Genomic DNA, 21,141 nt, shown 5'->3' on the forward strand with positions numbered 1-21,141 from the left:
GTTATGGAATGGTTTCTCAATCCGGAAATCTGGATCGCGTTTTTTACCCTGACAGTGTTGGAAATTGTTTTGGGTATCGACAACATCATCATGATTTCGATTCTGGTCAGCCGCATGCCGAAAGCAATGCAGCCGAAAACACGTTTTTTTGGCTTGGCCCTGGCCATGGTCACTCGCATTCTTTTACTGCTGTCCATCACCTGGATCATGCGCCTGACGGCTGATCTCTTTCATGTCTTTGATCAAGGGATATCAGGCCGTGATTTGATTCTGTTTTTCGGTGGATTGTTTCTGTTGTGGAAAAGCAGCAGCGAAATTTTCCAGGAGTTGGAAGGTGCCGAGGAGGGCGAGTCAGCGTTTGGCAAGAAAGGCGCGGGCTTTCTGAGCACGATCATTCAGATCGCAATCATCGATATTGTCTTTTCCCTGGATTCGGTCATCACGGCGGTTGGTATGGTCTCTCACGTACCGGTGATGATCGCTGCCATTGTGGTCGCTGTGCTGATCATGATGCTGGCTGCCGGAGCGATCAGCGCATTTATCGATAAGCACCCGAGTTTGAAAATGCTTGCCCTGGCATTTTTGATTGTCGTGGGTGTCGTGCTCATCGCAGACGCCATGGGGCAGCACGTACCAAAAGGCTATGTTTACTTTGCCATGGCTTTTTCGCTGGCGGTCGAAGCATTGAATATTCGGTTCAGGATACAAAAGCCTGCATGAATCATTGAAAACGGGGCAAGGACGCCTCGTTTCAGCAATCCACAGTTCTCATGTCAGGTCATCGTGACAACGTGTCAATGCATCGTGACAATTGGGGCCTGATCTTCAGCCACCTCTTTCCAGCTGTCATCCGGATCAAAGCGTTTCATCGCCAGCGCCAGTTTTTCACCTTCGGGCCCCAGGTCTTTTTCGAATACCTGTCCTTCATGACTGATCATGAAACTCATCACGCCGGTGTCGTTGTACTTTGCCGGCCAGGCGATCAGCGCAAAGCCGCGGCTCATCTTGTCGCCGATGAGGTAGCTGTAGGCGCCACCCGGTGCCGAAGGACCCTGGCCATGAAGGATGCGGAAGCGATAGCCATGCCACTCTTCGTCGGCTATGGCTTTGCCGAACGAAGGCCCCAGCGGGCTGATCTGGCCGCTGTCGTCTTCGTCCCAATAGAGTCCATCGTGCATGCCGGGGGTGCTGAAGATTTTCTGCGCATACTCGAGTGCGCCATCATCGTCGCGATCCACTGACGCATAGTCCATCTGGGCGTCGTGATAGGCCAGCACCGATTGCACCGCGGCAAGTTCATTGCGGCCGATTTGACGTGCACGGATCTCTGCACTGCCGGCCTTCATGTCGAAGCGCCAACCGTTCTCGTTCTTTGTAAGGGGGATAGGCAGTGTCCAGTTCTCACTGCCGACCGCCAGGACAGCCTTGCGGTCACTGGTGTTTTCAAAGTGGTGTTGCTCGCGGTACTGCTGCAAGAACGCATCCACATCTTTGCGCTGCACGCCTTCGCGGGGGATGTAATTGTGCCAGTCATTGCCCAGCAGTTCGGTCAGGCGTGCCTGGTCGGCGTGTTCCGTGCCCAGTGCTTCGACAAAGGCTTCCGCGGCCTTTTCCGGGGTTGGAAAGGCCTGCTGTGCCGTCGCCATGCACGACCACAACAAGCCGGTGGCTATAACCAGGACATGAGGGAGCAAGCCCGTGAGTCCCTTCAATCGAGGATAGTTGTTCAACGACGGCCCCCCCTTTGACGCGATGGTGGATTGGACGGCCGGCTGACCTGGTGGCCGGCTGATCGCGAAGCACTGGGGCGTTGGGCGGAAACCTGGCTGGCCCGGCCACGATTGGCCTGGACGTTGGCCTGGGATGGTGAGCGTGCGCCGGCGAACGCATTGTTGCGGGCACTGCCGGCACTGGCGGCAGGCCGTTTACTCGTCGCTTGCCGCGTCTGCGCGGAGCCTTCTCTGCGCTGATTCAACTGGGCGCTCTGGTTCCTGGGTTGCTGGGTCTCTCTCCTGGGCTGCTGATTCTCCCGGGTGTTCCTGGCCGTGCCCTGGCTTCTGTCCGCCGCCTTCGGTCTGTCTGCACCGGCCTGTAACCGGTCGCCGCCCGAGGCCCCGGACTGGAGTTTGCGTGTTTGATCACGGGCTTCGCGGTTGCTGGTGGCAGGTCGTTCGATACCGTGCCTGTCCATTGAGGTGCGGGCATTTTCACGGGCCTGGGCGCGTTGGGCATTGTCCCCGCGATAGGCTTCACGCTGGTTGGCACCGTTGAGTTGGCGGCCGTACTGTGCGCGGCTTGCGTTGTCTCGATAGGGCACGCCATTACGGTGCACCGGGTTGTGTTGCCATTTGTTGTTGGTGATCCGGTTGTTGGCATTGATGTTGTTGTAGCGATTGACGTCGATGTCGATGTCGTTATTGCCCCAGTCACATTCACCCCACAACGATCCAATGATCGCCACTCCGGCACCAAACGCGAGTCCGGCCATCAGGGCCTGACCAGGGTAATAGGCCGGTGGCGGTGGATAGTACGCGGGCGGCGACGCCGGATAGGGCCAGGTGCCGTAGGTGGTGGTCGGGTTATAGGTGGGGACGTACACCACCTGCGGATCGGCAGGCTGAATGATGATGGTGGAGTTGCTGGCGGGGGCCGATTCAGGGGCTGGAGCCGGTGCCGCAGTCGTGGTCGCCGGTGCCGGTGCCGCGACATTCTGGATCGTCACGTTCTGATATTGGTTGCTCTGCAGATTGCCGGCTGCCTGTGCCTGGCGCCGCAAGCGTTGCGCGCTTTCCATGACATCGTCGGGCTGCGCCAGGAAGGCATCGCCCAGGCGCTGGACCCAGACGGGATCCTGTCCGAGCAATGCCAGCACCTGCGGGAAGGCGACCAGTGCCTGCACGCTTGGATCCCATGGCTGGTTCGCCACCTGTTTGACCGCATCGTCACCCTTGGCGTCCGGGTGCGCTTTGGACCAGTTGACCGCCTCGCCGACTTCCCCGGGGTAGGTGGTGGCCATCAGCACCTGTGCAAACAGTGGGTCCGGGTAAAGCGCAATGGGCGCCAGCATCTGATCCAGTTGTTCCTGGGTGAATACCGGATCCTTGGCCGCCGGGGCGACGGGCGCTGCATTGGCTGTGCTTGCCGGTGCGGGTGCTGCGGCGGGTGCCGGAACCGGGGCCGGTGCGGCAGCGATCCCCTCCGTACCCAGTGCCAGGCAGGACGATCCGCTCAAGAACAGTACGGCCGACAACGCGTAAAGTAATGGATTGTGCATTGCACCCCCCATGGGGTCAGGCAGGCTTGAAATGAGTGGATCAATCCCTGGCAGGTGAAGCCGACTTTGCAAGCCACAGAGCCTGACCTCGACACCGCTTCCTAATGGTAGCAGTTGATTTTAAAAAGCCAGGTTGACTTTCAAACGGTGTGATCCTGTTCCTGGTCAATGTGCACTGGCATCGCTTTCGTGTTCTTCGGCGAATGCCATGAACACATCCAGGTCCAGCACCTCCAGCTTGATCTGGGCGATGAACGCCGAGAAGGCCAGGTTGGCGGCCAGCAGGCGCAGGTCGCTGGCCCAGGCCGGAAGATAGACCGGCCCCTTGAGCCAGCCAGACTCGAACAGGGGCGCCAGGCGCACGGTGTCAGCCAGGCTGAGGCGCCCTGCAAACAGATGCCCGACCAGTTCCGGCCGGTTGTCGCGGATAGCAATGCGCAGCAGGGTGTGGACGCCGAGCAACCCGGTCAGGTAGGCGGCGTCCTTGGTGAACGCCGAACCGCCCCGCAGGTCGGCGCCGCGGAACACCCGTTGGGTTGAGCGGAAGGATTCCTCTTCTGTCTGTCCGGCCGCCAGAAAGCCTTCGAACACCTGGATGAAGTCGGCACCCTCCAGCGCCTGCTGGACGGCGAGCACGCGCAGGGCCAGGCGCCGCAGGCGGTTGATGTCCATGCTGCCGGTGAACAGTTCGGCCAGGGTGGCAATGCCTTCCTGGGTCTGGGTGGTGCGGGGCGCCCCCAGGCCCAGGCTCGTGAGGTTGGGCTGGCGCGCGCCGTTCTGTGCCGTGGCGACATGCACGAACGCCTCGTGTTGCAACAGCTGATGCTTGTCCAGTTCCGAGAACAGCGCGCTGGCCCGCAGGCGAATGCGGCTCGATCCGGCGATGGCCTTGGCGGCCAGGTTCGGATCGAGCACGACCGTGATTTGTCCGACGCCGAAGAATCTGTCCAGTTCCGGTTGAATCCAGGCGGCGAACGCCTTGGCCGGGATCTCGGTCGGGCAGGGTGGAATCCGCGCATTGCCCAGCAGGGCGTCGGTGGTCTTGAGGAAGAACCGGGCCGCGTCAAGCATGCTCAGTTGCAGGCGTGTGTAATAGAAATCCGGGCGCCGGTACAGGGCGGATGAATACTGCGTAAAGGCGGGAGTACCGATGGCTCCCAGCATGTGCCCGGCCGTGGCATAGCTACGGGCGGTCATGGCCAGGTAATTGCCGGCCGGATGCCCCACATCGCAACGGCGGATAAAGGTTTCCAGGGCGGCGATGTCGGCGCTGTGGTCGCGGGGTTGCAACTGGACCTTGGGTAACCCGGCCCGCCCGCCGCGCCATTTCGTCAGGAAGTCTTCCTCGACGCCGTCCGGCCAGGACAGGGCATCCAGCACGCGGATCTTGCGGGTCAGGCCGGGCAGGGCGGCATCGAGTTCGGACAGGGCGGCGGCGCTCATGGATAGCTCCTTGAGGGACGAAGTGGCGTTACAAAAGCTTAGTCGTCGCGCGCGGTTGTGTGCGTTTACGAAGTGAGGTAGACGGCCTCAGAGCAGGCTCCACGACACCCCGACATACATCGCCATGCCCTCGCCGGGGGTGGATCGTGCCGCGTCCAGCCCTTTGTCGTCGTAGCCCGGCGTGACCGTGGCGGTATAGTGCTTGTCGGTCAGGTTGCGCAGGTCCAGCCAGGTCTGCCAGTCGCCCTTGGGCGCGTTGTAGCCCAAGGTCGCGCCGAATATGGCATAGGGATCGGCGTAGTAGCTGTTGGCGTAATCGACCGCCACCTTCGACACCCATTGCGTGTTGACCGCGGCGAAGAAGCCTTGTGGCCAGTCGTAGCGCAGTTCGCCCTGGTAATAGTGCATCGGCAGACCCGGCAGGCGGTTGTCGCCGAAGCGCTCATCGTCGCGGTAGTGGAAGTCACTGAAGGTATAGCTCTGGCGCAGGCTCAATTGGCCGCCATCGCCCGGCGACCAGAGGGGGCTCAGCAGGCTGGCTTCCACACCCTGGTGCACGGTCGGGCTGGCGTTCAGCTCGTAGGGCGTGGTGGCGTTGGCGTCCGGCAGCACCGAAAGCAGTTCGTGGCGTACCTGGGCGTAATACCAGGCCAGGCTCCACTGCCCCAGCGTGCTGTCGCCACGGCCGCCGATTTCCAGGGTGGTGGCGGTCTGGTTTTGCAGCGTGACCGGTTCGCGCTGGGCGCCCGTGGCGACGCCACTGCCGGCGGGGAATCGGATGTTCGAGCTATAGATCAGCGACCACGGATGTGGCGCCTCGACCGAGCGGCTGAGATTGCCGAACAGTTGCAGGTCCGGTGTCAGTTGGTAGCGCAGGCCCACGCGCGGGGCGTAGTCCCAGTCGTGCAGGCTGGTCTTGCCACCTTCCTGCGGGTAGGTGACAGCGCTTTCACGGCGGGTGTAGATCGCGGCGAGGCCGGTGGTCAGCCACAGGTCGTCGGCGATCTCCAGGTCATTGCCGACATGCAGGACCGTGTCCGAGCCCTGGTAGGTGAAGTTGCGAATCAGCGTGCCCGGTGCGTAACCGGCGGTGTTGCCGGTGGGGATGCGCACGAACTCGCTGGCACCGGCGTTGGGCAGGTGTTTGGTCACTCGCAGGCCCAGGGTGCTTTGGCTTTCCAGCCCCCAGAGCGTGTCGCGCCGCTTGTAGTCGAACGTGCCGCTGACATCCGTGTACGCCACCTTCAGGCGGTTGGGGCCCTCGCTCAGGTCCATGGGATAGTCGTGGTAGACAAGGCCGGTCTGGATGCTCGAATCGTCATCGATGTACCAGGTGGTCTTGTTGCCGATAAAGGTGCTGCCCGGCTCGTCGCGGTGGTCGTCCCGCGCCACGTAGGCAGGGTTGGCCGCCCGTGGGTTGTGCTCGATGGAGTGTTTGGTCACCCGTCCCGCGAGATCGTTGTCGGTCTGGCGGTGGCGCAGGTAGAAGCGTGTTTCCAGGTTGGGGTTGAAGCGATAGCCGAAGTTGGCGATGACACCCTGGCTCTCGCTGGCCGTGTGGTCCTGGTAGCCGTCGGCGTTGGCGTCGGTCATGGCCACGTAGTAATCGAAGGCGCCGAGCACCTGTCCGGAGCTGACCTGGCGCTGCTGATAGCCGTGACTGCCCGTTGCGTAGCGTACCTGCAACTTCGGCGCGTTGTAGCCGGTATGGCTGACGTAATCGATGGCCCCGCCAAGAGCCAGGGCGCCCCGGTCGAATCCGTTGGCGCCGCGCAGCACTTGCACGTGGTCGAGCCACAGCGGTTCCAGCAATTCATAGGGCGTGCCGCCGGGGCCGGTCAGCGGCAGACCGTCGAGCATGGCGTACAGCCCCGAGGCATGGGCACCCGGTGCACGATTGATCCCCGATCCGCGGATAGAGATCTTCACCCCTTCGTTGCCCGCCGACTGGGCATAGATCCCCGGCTGGTAAGCCAGCACATCCTGATTGCTGGCCACGCGGCCCTGCAACGGACGGCGCATGTCGACCACGTTGGTGCCGCCGGGCACCTGGGCCAGCCGGGCCCTGGCGTCCTCGATCCCCTGGTCTTCGTCGCTCTGGTCCTCAGCGCCAATCAGCACTTGTCCCAACTCCAGGCCCTGAGCTTCGGTCATGGCCGGACAAACAAGGGCCAGGCCCAGCAGCGCAGCGGGCAAGGAATGAGGCGAGGGCATTGGGAAAACTCCAGACGTACGGGAACGGGCAATGAACAGTGCGACGCAAGAAGGAACGAAGGGAGCACATGGCAATTTTGTTATTTTGCCCGCCAAGGACTGGCGGCTATCGATTCAGCAGCGGTGCCAGCAATGCGCACATACCGCGCCAGTGCGAACCCTCCCAGTAAACCCGTTGGCAGGCGTCGCAGCGCAGGAAGTGCGAATAGAGGACGCCAATGCGTGGCGGCACCTGCGTCCGGGCCAGTTCCAGGCTGATCTCATGCAGCGGCAGGTTGCAATGCAGGCACAGGCTGAATGGCCGCGCACTACGCGCCAAATCGAGGCGCTCGTACAATTCGCGCAGCTGCAGCGACGGTTTCAGGGCATGCACATAACAGCCGTGGCTGATGATTCGCCGCTTGAGCAGTTCGCGGTCGCGGGTCAGCACGATGCGTCCTTGCTGCGCAGCGATCTCGGCGATTTCGCTATCCTCGAAGCCATTGTCGTAGAGGGTGTCGAAGCCGCTCATGCGCAGCAGGCTGGCCAGCCCGCCAAGGTGCGCATCCGCGACGAAACGCAGCACCCGTAAAGGTTGCGCACGAACCTTGAGCAGCGGGCTGATGTCCAGCGCTTCGAACTTGGGATACACCGCCAGCCGGTCATTGTCGAGGATCACCCGCTCCAGGCCCACCGACTCGCCGTTGAGCAGCACCAGTTCGACCTCGGTGTGCGGTATCCCGAGCGCCTCGATCATGTGCTTGACCGTCGCCCCTTGCGCGCACTCACAGGTGAAGGGTTGCCGCCGCCGTTCGGCCGGCAGGAAATCGTTGAGCTCCTCGTAGAAGCGGAAAGTTGCACTGGTCATGTTGAACAGTATGGCAGGGCTGCAGGGCTTGCAATCGAACTGATCAGCCATTTATGCCAGATTTAAACACCATGCATCGTGGCCATGAACGGCAGTGAACGAACCTTTGCAGACATTCTTAACAACTAAGCTAAAAGGCGGCTTCAGCCGGTCCCGGTGAACGAAGCGAACGATTTGAATGCATTGTCAGGCGTATTCAACGGAATGTTCCATTTAAAAATCATCTGCCTCGGGCGCACGGAAGGCCTTACTGTAGTAACCGGACTGGTCGAAACAGCAAACCTGCTTCTTGCCGGATGCAAGCATATCGCAGGCATCACCAATTCGTTTTACGCGCGTCTTAAGTTGCTTGGCTGAAGTAATCCAGTGTATCCAGTCTACTCGTGCGATGGTCGTCGTGTTGTTCCAAACTTTACGAGCCTCAGGAGTGGCTGCCAGTGCCTCCTGAAAGTCTGTTGGGATGTCAGGCTCGGGTTCCTTCTTCACAGGGGTTAGCTCTAGTGTAACGATATCCCCAACGGCCGCGCCTGCAGCTTCGAGTAACTCTCTACTTACCTGCAGCCAATGGCTCCGCTGACCATCCGGCTCAAGGGTTGCCTGGAAATGGTGTCCATTGATTGTGCCTTCAACTGTCGTCCTTCCTCGCCTCGGAAGCTGTTCACTTGCGTCTCTTGGCAGTACTACGAACGCCCACGACGTATCATTACCAGACTTTGCCGGACGAAGAAGCTTTGCTTCGAATCGGGATTTCACATCGATTGTTGTCATTGCAACTCCTCCAACTAATACGCCTAACTACTATTTGGCGACATCACTGTCGCGTTTAAACGCGACAGTGATGTCGTATAACGTTCCTTGTCGTCCTGCAAGCCCTTGTCTAGTCTGGAGGAATTGCAGCAAACGCGACATAGCCCAGGGAGAAGCGCGACATTGATGACGCCAGGCTCAGCTGCGGTAAAGACTCAGTGCAGAAGGTCGAAGCTACCTATTAGCCACTAGTCTGTCCAGTGGCTGCTTATGGCCGATTCTGTTGAAAAAGTCGGCCATGGTTTGCGCTTCAAAAAAGTACGCGTCCGAGATTGAAATCTTTACTTTTGGCAGAGGCTTCCAGACCCGGATTTCGGGCCGAAAGCCGAAGGCAAGCGGCTATCGCTCAACTTCGATTTTACCGACCTTGAACAGAAATATTCGGTGGAAATGGAGAATGGCGTGCTCAACCACACCGAAGGTGTTGAAGCAAAAGATGCCGATGCGAAGGTGACCCTGACCCGCGACACGCTGAACAAGATCGTGTTGAAAGAGACCTCGTTGAAAGACGCACTGGCCTCGGGTGATATCAAGATGCCAGCCGGGTCAGTCCAGTGGTAGCGATATCGTTAATCTCGTTCCTTTGTCCGGTGCGCTGTCGATCGTGAACTCCCCGCCCAGCATGCTGATGCGTTCCTTCATCCCCACCAACCCGAACGAGTTCAGTTTTTTGCGATCCGTCATGCCTACGCCGTTGTCTTTGATCTGCAGGTAAAGCCGGCGACCCTCCCTGGAGAGTTCGATATGCACCTGTGTCGCTTGCGCGTGCCGGGCAATATTCGACAGCGATTCCTGCACGATGCGGAACAGGGTGGTGGCGGATTTTTCATTCAGATCGCAACGGAAGTTTTCGTCTTTCGCCGACATCGTGCAATCGATCGCGCTGCGCTGGCGGAACTCTTCAAGTTGCCACTCGATCGCTGCCTGCAATCCAAGATCGAGTACGGGTGGCCGAAGATCATTGATGATACTGCGGACACTGCGGATGGCTGTATCGAGGTGATTCAGAGCATCGCTGGCCTTTTCGTTGAGCTTGGGGTGCATGGTACTGGTGCGCGTCTGCAACATGGAGACATCGATTCGCAACGCCAGCAGACTCTGTCCCAGCTCGTCATGGATGTCCCGTGCGATCCGCTTTCGCTCTTCTTCCTTGATGTGCTCCTGATAGGAGGCCAGTTCACGCAGCTGCAGCTTCGATTGCAGCAATTCTTCGGCCTGCATCGTCAGTTTGCGCTGCAAGTAGAACAGGTCGACAAACACCTGGATCTTGGCGCGAAGAACCTCGGCCACAATCGGCGAGAAGATGTAATCGACTGCGCCGGCCGTATAACCGCGGAAACGCTCGGAATCGGTGTCGGCCTCCGCCGTGACGAAGATAATGGGCGTGTGGGCCGACTTCGGGCGGCCGTGAATGAGTGCAGCGGTTTCAAAACCGTCCATCACTGGCATTTTCACGTCGAGCAGAATGACGGCGAAGTCGCGCTGCAATAGCAGGCGCAGCGCCTCGCGTCCGGAAGTCGCGGTGGCAATATCGAGGCCCATGTCGGCAATCACCGCGGCGAGCGCCGTGAGCTTGGCGGGATTGTCATCCACCAGCAACACGGATGCTGGCACGCCATCAGGCGGGAGCGGGTGCCGCACCTGGGCTCTCTCATTGAATACCGGGGGTTCCTGCTGCATATTTATGCCACTTCGGTTTGCGCTAGCGCCTCTTGCCATTACGGCAACACCGGTAAAGTCGAGCCGGCCTTGCGCACTTTGCCACCTTTGCTGTCGCGCAATGAGCGCGGCACAGAATCATCGATAGAGCCATTTGCGCATCAGTGACAGTAGCTGGTCGGTATCCACCGGCTTGCTGACATAGTCCGAGGCTCCTGCCTCGATGCACTTTTCACGGTCACCCATCATCGCCTTGGCCGTCAGCGCAATCATGGGCAGGGCTTCAAATCTTTTGAATGTACGGATCTGGCGCATGGTTTCAAAGCCATCCATCTCGGGCATCATGATGTCCATCAGCACGATGTCGGTATCGGGCTGCTGCTGCAGCAGCTCAATGGCGGTTCGGCCGTTTTCGGCCGTGGCCACCAGCATTTTGTTGCTCTCAAGCACGCTGGTCAGGGCAAAAATATTGCGCACGTCATCGTCGACCACCAGGGCCTTTTTACCCTCGAGACTGTCCGAACCCTCATAGAGTTTTTCCAGCATTCTGCGCTGGGTCTGCGGCAGCCTGGCGACGACACGGTGTAGAAACAGTGCGGTTTCGTCGAGTATGCGCTCGGGGGACTGAACGGCCTTGATGACGCCCTTGCCGAGCAGTGTCCTGAAACGCTCGTGCTCCGGTTTGGTCAGCGTCTCTACACCATAGACGACGATCGGCAATTCACGCATGGCGGGGTCTTCCTGCAACGCCTCGAGAAACCTGATGCCGGATGCGTCGGGCAGTTTGAGATTGATTGCCATGCAGTCGTAGCGTTTCTTTGCCAGTTTCTTCATGGCGTCAGCGCCGCTGTCGGTCGCTGTGATCTTCACGTCGGTGTTACCGAGCAGATCGAGGATGCGGGCGCGGTTCCCTTCGTCGCCGTCGATGAGCAGCAGGTTCCGGGTCTTGCGCCGAGCGAATGCCACGATGCCGACCAGCGCATTTTGAATCTCGTCGGCTGTGACCGGCTTGAGCAGATAGTCGAAAGCGCCATAGCGCAGCCCGCGGGTGTGGTCGTCAGCGATCGAGATGATCTGGACCGGGATGTGACGCGTGGCGAAATTGCGCTTCAACTGCTCGAGCAGCGACCAGCCATCGATGTCCGTCAGGCCCGGGTCCAGCGTGATCGCGGTGGGTTTGAAGCGCTCGACAAGCTCCAGTGCATCCGCGCCACGGGTCGTGACGATAGCCTTGAACCCCTTCTGGTGCGCGGCCTCGAGCAGAATGCTGGCGAATCGGGCGTCGCCCTCGAGCATCAGCAGCACTTGATCCCCGGGTTGGACAGACTCGCGGTCGTCCAGTACTTGTGCGGTCGGCGTTGACATGAGGTCGCGCTTGACCTGGCCAGGTACTGCCTCTGTCGCTGATTCGTCTAGCGTCTGACCCTGGGCATCCTGTGTACGCAAGGGCACGTACAGCGCGAAAGTACTGCCCTTGCCGATCTCACCGGGGATCAGCCGCAGCTCACCGCCCAGCCGGTGTGCGAGCTCGCGGCTGATCGACAGGCCGAGGCCGGTGCCGCCGTATTTTCGTGAGGTCCCGGTATCTCCCTGCTGGAACGCTTCGAAGATCAGCTTCTGCTTGCCGGCCGAGACGCCAATGCCGGTGTCGGTGACCACGAAGGCGACCACCGCATCGGCACGATTCAATTCGCTGTTATCCACGCTCCACCCGGACACAGCGGGCGCGATGCTGATCTTGACGCTGCCTTGCTCAGTGAACTTGAAGGCGTTGGACAACAGGTTCTTGACCACCTGCAGCAGGCGCTTTTCGTCGGTCCGGATGACGGGGGGCAGGGTAGTCGCCAGTTCAATCGTGAAGGAGAGGCCCCGGCTTTCGGCGACCGGCCGGAAGGTGCGTTCGATCTGGTCGTGCAGATCGTCGAACAGCGCTTCATTCAGATCCAGTGTGACCGTACCCGACTCGATCTTGGACAGATAGAGAATCTCGTCGATCAGCTCGAGCAGATCCTTGCCCGCGCTACGGATGGTCTTGGCATATTCGACCTGCCTGGGAGTGAGGTTGTGTTCCGCGTTGTCGCTGAGCTGGCGGGCCAGGATCAGCAAGCTGTTCAATGGCGTTCTGAGCTCATGGGACATACTGGAGAGGAATTCGGACTTGTACTTCGAGGTCAGCGTCAGTTGCTCCGCCTTCTCCTCCAGCGATAGCTTGGTGATTTCGACTTCGCGGTTCTTGCGCTCGACTTCGGCTTTCTGCTCCGCCAGCAGTCCAGCCTTGTCCCCCAGTTCCTCGTTGGTCTGTCTCAATTCTTCTTGTTGCTTTTGCAGCTCCTGCGCCAGCGATTGCGACTGTTTGAGCAGTTCCTCGGTACGCATATTGGCTTCGATCGTGTTGAGCACGATACCAATCGATTCAGCCAGCTGATCAAGGAAGGTTTGATGAATGATGCTGTAGCGCGTGAACGAAGCCATTTCGACGACGGCCTTGACCTTGTTCTCGAACAGGATCGGCAACACGATGATGTTCAGCGGGGCGGCCGCACCCAGTCCGGATGAAATCGCGACGTAATCTGCGGGTACATCGGTCAGCAGGATGCGCCGCTTCTCGTAGGCGCATTGCCCGACCAGGCCCTCGCCGAGCCGCCACTCATCGTTCACATTGATGTTTCCCTTGTACGCATAAGCGGACAGTAGCTTGAGTTTCGCAGGATCGGGCGGGCTCTCGTTCATCATGTAGAACACACCGTGCTGGGCGTTGATCAGCGGAGCCAGTTCAGACAGCACCATCTTGGAGACTGCCGCCAGATCGCGCTGGCCCTGCAGCAGACGGTTGAATTTCGCCAGATTGCTCTTGAGCCAATCCTGCTCCGCGTTTTGCCGCGTGGTTTCCCGCAGGTTGCGGATCATCTCGTTGACGTTGTCCTTGAGCTCCGCCACTTCACCCTTTGCTTCCACCTCCACGTAACGCGTCAGATCGCCCTTGGTCACGGCAGTCGCCACATCGGCGATTGCGCGCACCTGATTGGTCAGGTTGGCCGCCAGACCGTTCACGTTGTCGGTCAGATCGCGCCAGGTGCCGGCAGCACCCGGCACGTTGGCCTGGCCTCCCAGCTTGCCCTCGACGCCCACTTCACGCGCCACCGAGGTCACCTGATCGGAGAACAGCGCCAGCGTATCGGTCATACCGTTGATGGTGTCGGCCAGTTCGGCGATCTCACCCTTGGCTTCCAGTGTCAGTTTCTTCTTCATGTCGCCGTTGGCTACCGCGGTCACCACTTTCGCGATGCCTCGCACCTGGCTGGTCAGGTTGGCGGCCATGAAGTTCACGTTTTCGGTCAGATCCCTCCAGGTGCCGGACACGCCTTGCACCTGTGCCTGTCCCCCGAGCTTTCCTTCGGTGCCGACTTCGCGCGCCACCCGCGTCACTTCGGCGGCAAAGCTATTGAGCTGGTCCACCATGGTGTTGATGGTGTTCTTCAGCTCCATGATTTCGCCCTTGGCTTCCACGGTAATCTTGCGTCCCAGGTCGCCTTTGGCCACCGCCGTCGTCACGTCGGCGATGTTGCGCACCTGATTGGTCAGGTTGGCCGCCATGCTGTTGACCGAGTCGGTCAAATCTTTCCAGGTTCCACCGACGCCTGTCACCTTGGCCTGGCCACCGAGCTTGCCGTCAGTCCCCACTTCGCGAGCCATGCGCGTCACTTCGTCGGCAAAGGTCGAGAGCTGGTCCACCATCGTGTTGATGGTTTCCTTGAGTTGGAGAATTTCTCCTTTCGCTTCGGCTGTGATCTTGCGTGACAGGTCGCCGTTGGCCACCGCCGTCGTCACGTCGGCAATGTTGCGCACCTGGGTGGTCAGGTTGGCCGCCATGCCGTTGACCGAATTGGTCAAGTCCTTCCAGGTACCGGACACGCCGGTCACTTCGGCCTGTCCGCCCAGTTTGCCTTCGGTACCGACTTCCAGTGCGACGCGTGTCACCTCCGCGGCGAAGCTGGAGAGCTGGTCGACCATCGTGTTGATGGTGTTTTTCAGTTCGAGAATCTCGCCCTTGGCTTCAACCGTAATTTTCTTGCCGAGGTCGCCACGCGCCACCGCCGTCGTCACCTGTGCGAGGTTGCGCACCTGGGTGGTCAGGTTGGCCGCCATGCCGTTGACCGATTCGGTCAGGTCGCGCCAGGTGCCTGATACGTCGCGCACTTCCGCCTGACCGCCCAACTTGCCTTCGGTACCGACTTCCAGCGCCACGCGGGTCACCTCCGCAGCGAAACTCGAGAGCTGGCCGACCATCGTATTGATGGTGTTTTTCAGCTCGAGAATCTCACCCTTGGCTTCGACGGTAATCGTCTTGCCCAGATCGCCTTTGGCCACCGCAGTCGTCACGTAAGCGATGTTGCGCATCTGGGTGGTCAGATTGGCGGCCATGTCGTTGACGGAGTCGGTCAGGTCTTTCCAGGTGCCGGACACCCCTTTGACATTGGCCTGCCCACCGAGAATCCCTTCAGTGCCGACTTCGCGCGCCACGCGGGTCACCTCGGAAGCGAAGGAGCCCAGTCGCGTCACCATGGTGTTCACGATCTCGGCGGATTTGAGGAACTGACCCCGCAGTCTCAGGCCGTTGAGTACCGGCGGTACCTGTTGGTTCAGATTACCCTCGGCAACCGAACCGACAACGCGAATGATCTCGTTCATCGGGCTGATGAGGTCGCTGGTGAGCGCATTGCTCGAGTTGACGATCTTTTGCCATGAGCCTTTCATCATCGGCAATTCGATACGTTCATCGACCTTGCCCTGCTTGCCGATCAGACGCGCCACGCGTTCGAATTCGGTGGTGGTGTCGGCTGCCATGTCGATGATCTCGTTGAGCGTGTCGGCGATCTTGCCCGGCATGCCGGTCCAGTCTTCCGGCATACGTGTAGTGAAGTCACCTTTGCGCAACGACTTCAGCGCTGCCAGCAACGTCTTCATGTCGAAAACTTCGATCGGTGTCGTCACTGTGGCCATGCCTCTGTCCAGTCATAATTGATGCCACGGGCAAGGCATTACCCATGGGCGTGCAGACAATCCTAAGAGCTTAGGCGCCGCTAACGGCTGAGGCAAAAGTGCAAGTGTGCTCTGTGCCTGCTAACGTCAAACTCTGCAGTAGATTCCATGGCTTGCTGGCCACTGGCCACTGGCCACTGGCCGCTGGCCGCAGGGCTGGTGTGGGAATGCATGAGCGCACGCCACTGTGTCGGCGGGTTCAACATCATCCGTACGTCGAGACACGATACGGCCGGGGCCTTGCGGGTGCGAATGGAAAATACAGATGATTGACCACAAAATCAGAGTCTTGCTGGTGGATGATCACAGCATCGTACGTAGTGGCGTGCGACGCATGCTGGAGACTGCCGGCGAGATCGACGTAACGGGTGAAGCCGAGACGGCACAAGACGCAATGCTCCTGGTCCGGGAGCAGGATTTCGACGTGGCGCTGGTGGATATTCAGCTTCCCGACAAGACCGGCCTCCAACTCCTCAAACTCATGCGTGCGCACAAGCCCAAGCTCGCCGTTCTGATGCTGAGCATGCATTCGGTCGAGGCCTATGCATTACGCGCAATCAAGCTCGGCGCTGCGGGCTACCTCACTAAAGATATTTCCGCAGCCACCCTGGTTACGGCAGTTCGCAAGGTGGCCTCAGGTGGCAAACACGTCAGTCCTGAGCTGGCGGAAAAACTGGTCAACGCTATCGGCAAAGGCGACGCGGCGCCCCACGAAGCGCTATCCGACCGGGAGCTTGAAGTACTCAAGCTCCTCGCTGCAGGCGAGAGAATTGTCCGCATCGCTCAGATATTGCACTTGAGCCCGAGTACCGTCACGACGTACCGGGCACGCATCCTGGAAAAAACAGGGATGGACAGCAACGCGAAACTGGCCCGCTATGCACTCGAAAACGGCCTGTTGACTTAGATCGCCCTGCCATCCGACGCAGCCGGGCACCAGACTGTTTGTAGTGGAATCACTACAAGCTCTTGGTCGATAGCTCTACAAAGAAGTCCTGCTAACGTCGATAGCGCGAGCCGTTCCAATCAAGCATATTTACCTCTCGGCAAATTTTCGTCCGCTCAATGGAGTTGTCTTCGTCAAAGTCTTGTACCGCCATGGCCTTCAGGATATGCATGAGAGCAAGTTTCACGAGTCAGAAAAGACTCCGAAATTGATACTCGCAAGTTGAGCGCGGAGTGCACGCTGCATTCATGTTGAATCAATGTTCAAACTGGAGGGCATCATGATGATAGGTTATTGGTTATGCGCATTGCTGTGGGGAGTGGTGCTGCTGGAGGAGATCCAACTCATACCCCGACAGGAATGGAAAGACGAGGGTCTGAAAAAGGTTCTGTTGCTGCGCCGGACTAGAAACCGGACAGGCTACTTTATTGCGTTGATCGCGGGCGCCATGTGTCTTTATAGCGAAATCCTGGTGGCGCCGGTCGATCAGAGTGTTTTCAATCCGGAGCTGATACTTGCCCTATGTGGTGTTCTTTGGGGTGCATATCTGTCCGTAGTCTGCATGAAGGGGAAGCGATAGATGCCTGTCTCCATGACTACTGCGGGTAATTGAAATTTCACTATCGTCGCCCGGCGGGGAGACTTTACCGGTCAGGCGCTCAACTCAAATTTTGCGAACAGCTAATTTTTATTGGCTAAAGCTGAACTTCCTTGTTCAACCTGGCTTCACCATCCAGCGAGGGCGGCGTTACCCAGGGTCCTGGTGCCTTGCTCCCTGCGCGCTTCGGTGTCTCTGTCTTTTGCCCAGGCGGTGAGCAGTACCATCATCCCGAAACCGCCGACGATGAGTACCGGATAGGCTGCCAGCAACTCCACCAGTGAGTACTTCCAGGCCAGCGGACGACCAATACCCAGCATGGCGGCATAGAACCATGACACGCCAGAGAGGGCGCCGGAAAACAGCGCCAGCATGCGCAGGCTGAAGGAGAGTTTGAGTAACGAACCGGCTTTTTTCAGCGCCGGCAATACCGCGCTATGCAACAGGATGCCGTTAAAGGTCAACAGCACAACTATGCCGATTTTGGCTTGCAGTTTGGGATTGAGGAAATATTCCATCCCCTTGCCGGCATAATCGATCCCGACAATACCAATGCCCGTAATCCAGAGCGCTACAAGTGCAAGCACTACGGTTTTTTGAAGGCTTTCCATGTGCGCGTCATCGTGGTGGCCTGACGCATCTCCCTTCAGGAGTTGCTTGACCATTGCAATGTCGCTGGTCAAGACCAGCCCGATTGCCACACAGCAGGCGATAAGATGAAAATATACAACGCCCAAACGCACATATTCCACGGTGGACGAAGAAAACATACTAAGTTCCATGGTGACCTCTTGGCTTCAATAGTGAATCAACTTGGCTCTCGGCACGGCTTGATTGGGGTTTTCCGTTGCTGACTGCCACTTAGATCCAGTAATTGTTATGGGTTAATCTTGCGACATTACGCCGCCAAGATAATAGTGAGTTTCGCGAATGAACTTTTAGTCATTCGATCATGTCCATTTTCAGGTAACCAAAAACCTCAATCGCACTGAGTGCATGGGAGGTTTAACTTCCGCTTCTGGGGGGGCGGTGAGGCCCGGAACCCGATCGACGAGCGAATCAGGCAATGCTGGTAGGGTCGGCGGGGCTTCCACCCCATTCGAGGAAACGGATCTTGTGAACCTCGCCCTCGCTGTCTTCGTAGACCAGGGTCACCGGTACCACGCCGGTCTTGTCGGATGTATCGGTGCGCTGCAGTACCCGTTTCACATCGATCTCCATCCCGTAGTGGTATTCGACGGCTGAAACATGCGCACCGGGTTCTTGCAGGCTGCTCTGGTCAAAGACACTGGGTGCGAGACTGGAAATCACGGCACTGACAATCGTGGCCATGCTCATAAGGCTGTACCTCCACTGAAGTTCGCTTGACAAGGACTTAATGTGACACGTGGTGAAAGTGAAGTTCACTTGACCGCGACGAACGCGCCTGCCTGAAAAGCCTGTAGTGGCTGCAAACTCCCGGCAATTCCCCACGCTTGACGCCTCTCGACCGTTCGTCCTTTAACCCCCGTATTTGCTGGAAAAAGTCCGTTTTTTAAGGAGGTCATGACATGTCATGACCGATTGTCACGCGTTGGGTATTGGCCGATTTCTGCCTGTCACCGAGGGCTATATCCGACCCATGGAGGACTCTCGGAGGTAATCTTTGGCATCTCCAAAATCACAATGAAACCAACATGCTCCACGTAGTAAAGCGTGCTATCCGTGATTATATTGCTGCAACAGGTGCATTAATGTCCTGCAATCAACCCGTCTTGTTCATCAGCAGGTCAGTTATCACACTGAGGTCACTCATTTGATAACGGCTTCTGACTGAAGGAGAGATGACCATGGTATCTGCGATCCGGTTTAACCAGTTCGGCAACCCTGAAGTACTGAACCAGGAGACACTGAGCGAACAAGCGCCCGGCCTGGGTGAGGTATGGCTTGAGCAAGAGGCTGTAGGTGTCAACTTTCTCGACGTTACCCAACGAAAAGGGGCGGTGCCCATTGCTTTGCCATCTGGGCTTGGGCTGGAAGGCGCGGGGCGTGTCGCCGCTGTGGGTGCGGGTGTCAGCAACGTGCGAGTAGGGGATCGCGTCGCCTATGCCACCGGCCCCTTGGGTTCCTATGCTTCGGCCCGGCTTTATCCGGCAGAGCGGTTGGTCAGAATTCCGGATTCGCTGTCATTTGACGATGCAGCAGCCGTCATGTTCAAGGGCATCACTGCGCAGTACCTGTTGAAAGCCACCTATCCTGTGGGGCCCGGTACAACCATTCTTCTCTACGGTGTGGCTGGAGGGCTGGGGGAAATAATGGTGCCGTGGGCGAAGCACTTGGGTGCCACCGTGATCGGCGTGGTTTCAAAGCAGGCCAGTGTCGAGAAAGCTCTGGCGTCGGGATGCGATGAAGTCCTGGTGTTCGATGCGGACAGCCTGGCTTCCCAGGTCGCTCGTATCACCAAGGATAAAATGGTCGACGTCGTCTATGACCCGATAGGGCGTGTTTCTTTCCAGGCATCCCTGGATAGCTTGCGACCACGAGGCCTGATGGTATCGTTCGGAGCCTCATCGGGTGCGCCGTCAGCCGTGGAACTGTCGACACTCAATACCAAAGGCTCGCTGTTCCTGACACGTCCTTCGTTGGCAGCCCATACGGCGAGTGTCTCTGAGTACCAGGAACGAGCGCAGGATGTGTTGGCCGCCATAGGTGCAGGTATTATCAAACCTTCGGTCCGGGCAAGTTACTCGCTGGCGGACGCAGCATTGGCGCATGCGGACCTGGAGTCGGGGCGTTCATCGGGGGCGATCATTCTAAAACCATGAATCTTGATGTTCTGAACAATCAGCACAGCGACGAAATCGCTGCGTTTCTGGCCGTGGCCTCGCAAGGCTCGTTTGTCGGGGCAGGCCGGCTATTGCAGCGACACCCAACAGTCGTTTCGAAACGACTCGCCGCAATGGAAAAGCGCCTTGGCGTTCGGCTTGTGGAGCGCTCCACCCGCCAGGTTCGAATTACTGAAACAGGTGCCAGGCTGGAGCAACGCCTTCGCTCAGCCATTGAATTGATGAATGAAGCGCAGCAGCAAGCGTCCGAGGGTGCCAGCGAAATCCGCGGTACTTTGCGCCTTGCATTGCCGGCAGCCATGGGCAGACGTTGGCTTGGCCCGATGCTGCCGGAGTTTCTCAAGGCTCATCCGCATGTCTCGATCATCGCTGACTATAGCGAGCGTCTGGTCGACATCATCGATGAAGGTTTTGACGCGGCGATCCGAATCGGAGAGCTGGACGACAGCCGGCTGATAGCCAAAAAACTGAGTGACCATCGCCGGATACTGTGTGCCTCGCCTGCTTACATCACAAAGCACGGCATGCCCGAAACGCCACAGGACCTGATCAGGCACAATTGCCTTCGCTTCAGTGGCCTTGCGTCTTTTCCTCAGTGGAGACTCCATCGCGGCAATGAACTGCAGACGGTTTCTCCCAAAGGAAACCTGACGGCCAATGACAGCGAATCATTACTTGCGGCGGCCTGCGCCGATGCGGGAATACTGGGGGCAGGTGACTGGTTGATGAGCCGTGATATTGCTGCCGGGGGACTGTTGCAGGTCCTTCCTGACTGGCAATTGGATACCGCCGGTGGGGTCTACCTGGTCAGGCCATCAGCCAAGTTTCCGGGTGCCGTGGTCGTCGCGTTCAAACAATGGATTGAGTCAAAGTTTACGCCCGCGCCCCCATGGACCATCTGACAGGCTGACCTTCGATTCACCTGACCGACACATGGCTGCCGGTCATGTGTGTTCATAAAATCAGCATTGCATCAAAGCCAATACAGGATAGTAACGGACCACAACCAGCCGATGCAGAGGGTGATGGCAAGGTAGATCGCCACAATCATCAGAGGCTGATTCCACATGACACACCTCCCATAACCGCTTTCTTTGCATGGGTGCCTGGTAAAACGGGCGCTCGTCGCATGAGCAATAACTCGTCAGAACACTCCAAGGGTCAATTCCATCGCCAGTACAGCGGACAACGCCAGCGTCATCACCAACGCGATAAACATCAGGCCCAACTCGGCCAGCTGCTTATAAAGGGCCATCGGCCGTTTCGTGATTCGAGCAATTGATCTATCAGTGGAAGCCATCACCCATCCTCACTTTTGCGTGGAACACGCACCACAGGCTTGACTTGGGTAGTAAGGCGATGGAACCGCATGGTGGTGTCACGCGTTTCATTTCCTACCCCTCGCGTCATGCCGAATCCGGCGAGCCCCGCCGTCTCCATGATGTCCGGGACGACAGCTGTTGCGGGTACCAGGGGTGGTGCAACTAA

The 21,141-nt window shown here is 58.6% G+C and carries 15 protein-coding genes and 1 pseudogene; 6 read left to right on the forward strand and 10 right to left on the reverse strand.

The features are described 5' to 3' along the window. Positions 1-3 precede the first annotated feature (3 nt). Positions 4-720: a TerC family protein gene (locus KGB20_RS09065; protein ID WP_154910534.1), complete on the forward strand. Its 717-nt coding sequence runs from the start codon at positions 4-6 to the stop codon at positions 718-720. A gap of 74 nt (positions 721-794) precedes the next feature. On the opposite strand, the gene KGB20_RS09070 is transcribed toward KGB20_RS09065, so the two are convergent. The 6 genes from KGB20_RS09070 to KGB20_RS09095 all read right to left on the reverse strand — a co-directional run bounded on the left by KGB20_RS09070 (position 795) and on the right by KGB20_RS09095 (position 8,546). After that, a complete protein-coding gene (locus tag KGB20_RS09070) occupies positions 795-1,646 on the reverse strand; it encodes a DUF2950 domain-containing protein (protein ID WP_154862239.1) in 852 nt (283 codons plus the stop codon). A gap of 80 nt (positions 1,647-1,726) precedes the next feature. Next, the gene (locus KGB20_RS09075; protein ID WP_154910533.1) at positions 1,727-3,274 is read right to left on the reverse strand and encodes a DUF3300 domain-containing protein; all 1,548 of its coding nucleotides are present in this window, start codon (positions 3,272-3,274) and stop codon (positions 1,727-1,729) included. A gap of 165 nt (positions 3,275-3,439) precedes the next feature. Beyond that, positions 3,440-4,717 (reverse strand): flavohemoglobin expression-modulating QEGLA motif protein, encoded by a 1,278-nt coding sequence (locus KGB20_RS09080; RefSeq protein WP_154910532.1) that lies wholly within the window; start codon positions 4,715-4,717, stop codon positions 3,440-3,442. 87 nt (positions 4,718-4,804) lie between these two features. After that, positions 4,805-6,931: a TonB-dependent receptor family protein gene (locus KGB20_RS09085; RefSeq protein ID WP_154910531.1), complete on the reverse strand. Its 2,127-nt coding sequence runs from the start codon at positions 6,929-6,931 to the stop codon at positions 4,805-4,807. 106 nt (positions 6,932-7,037) lie between these two features. Then, on the reverse strand, positions 7,038-7,778 hold the full coding sequence (locus tag KGB20_RS09090; RefSeq protein WP_057715344.1) for a Mut7-C RNAse domain-containing protein: 741 nt from the start codon (positions 7,776-7,778) through the stop codon (positions 7,038-7,040). A 213-nt stretch (positions 7,779-7,991) separates the two neighbouring features. Next, positions 7,992-8,546, reverse strand: coding sequence for a YdeI/OmpD-associated family protein (locus KGB20_RS09095; RefSeq protein ID WP_154910530.1), 555 nt, complete (start codon positions 8,544-8,546; stop codon positions 7,992-7,994). Positions 8,547-8,960: 414 nt separating this feature from the next. Here KGB20_RS09095 and KGB20_RS09100 point away from each other — a divergent pair. Then, positions 8,961-9,146, forward strand: a pseudogene (locus KGB20_RS09100) (alkyl sulfatase C-terminal domain-containing protein); the annotation flags it as partial. Here the strand turns inward: KGB20_RS09100 and KGB20_RS09105 are convergent. Together KGB20_RS09105 and KGB20_RS09110 are read right to left on the reverse strand one after the other, a co-directional pair. Continuing rightward, complete coding sequence (locus KGB20_RS09105; protein ID WP_150813700.1) at positions 9,132-10,265, reverse strand: response regulator; 1,134 nt, start codon at positions 10,263-10,265, stop codon at positions 9,132-9,134. The pseudogene KGB20_RS09100 and the gene KGB20_RS09105 sit on opposite strands and share 15 nt — an antisense overlap. A gap of 117 nt (positions 10,266-10,382) precedes the next feature. Next, positions 10,383-15,245: a HAMP domain-containing protein gene (locus tag KGB20_RS09110; protein WP_154910529.1), complete on the reverse strand. Its 4,863-nt coding sequence runs from the start codon at positions 15,243-15,245 to the stop codon at positions 10,383-10,385. Between the two features lie 304 nt (positions 15,246-15,549). Here KGB20_RS09110 and KGB20_RS09115 point away from each other — a divergent pair, with 304 nt between their 5' ends. Beyond that, the gene (locus KGB20_RS09115; RefSeq protein ID WP_057715341.1) at positions 15,550-16,191 is read left to right on the forward strand and encodes a response regulator transcription factor; all 642 of its coding nucleotides are present in this window, start codon (positions 15,550-15,552) and stop codon (positions 16,189-16,191) included. A 319-nt stretch (positions 16,192-16,510) separates the two neighbouring features. Further along, positions 16,511-16,810: a hypothetical protein gene (locus KGB20_RS09120; RefSeq protein WP_150813722.1), complete on the forward strand. Its 300-nt coding sequence runs from the start codon at positions 16,511-16,513 to the stop codon at positions 16,808-16,810. A 146-nt stretch (positions 16,811-16,956) separates the two neighbouring features. On the opposite strand, the gene KGB20_RS09125 is transcribed toward KGB20_RS09120, so the two are convergent. Further along, positions 16,957-17,610 (reverse strand): hypothetical protein, encoded by a 654-nt coding sequence (locus tag KGB20_RS09125; protein WP_154910528.1) that lies wholly within the window; start codon positions 17,608-17,610, stop codon positions 16,957-16,959. Positions 17,611-17,887: 277 nt separating this feature from the next. After that, complete coding sequence (locus KGB20_RS09130; protein ID WP_090454856.1) at positions 17,888-18,166, reverse strand: DUF2790 domain-containing protein; 279 nt, start codon at positions 18,164-18,166, stop codon at positions 17,888-17,890. Positions 18,167-18,657: 491 nt separating this feature from the next. Here KGB20_RS09130 and KGB20_RS09135 point away from each other — a divergent pair, with 491 nt between their 5' ends. Together KGB20_RS09135 and KGB20_RS09140 are read left to right on the forward strand one after the other, a co-directional pair. After that, entirely contained in the window at positions 18,658-19,632 is a 975-nt protein-coding gene (locus KGB20_RS09135) for a quinone oxidoreductase family protein (protein WP_154910527.1), read from the forward strand. Then, a complete protein-coding gene (locus tag KGB20_RS09140) occupies positions 19,629-20,555 on the forward strand; it encodes a LysR family transcriptional regulator (RefSeq protein ID WP_090454858.1) in 927 nt (308 codons plus the stop codon). The genes KGB20_RS09135 and KGB20_RS09140 overlap by 4 nt, the downstream gene beginning before the upstream one ends. Positions 20,556-21,141: the final 586 nt, after the last annotated feature.

Source organism: Pseudomonas sp. BF-R-30 (assembly GCF_019956175.1).
Classification (GTDB): domain Bacteria; phylum Pseudomonadota; class Gammaproteobacteria; order Pseudomonadales; family Pseudomonadaceae; genus Aquipseudomonas; species Aquipseudomonas jessenii.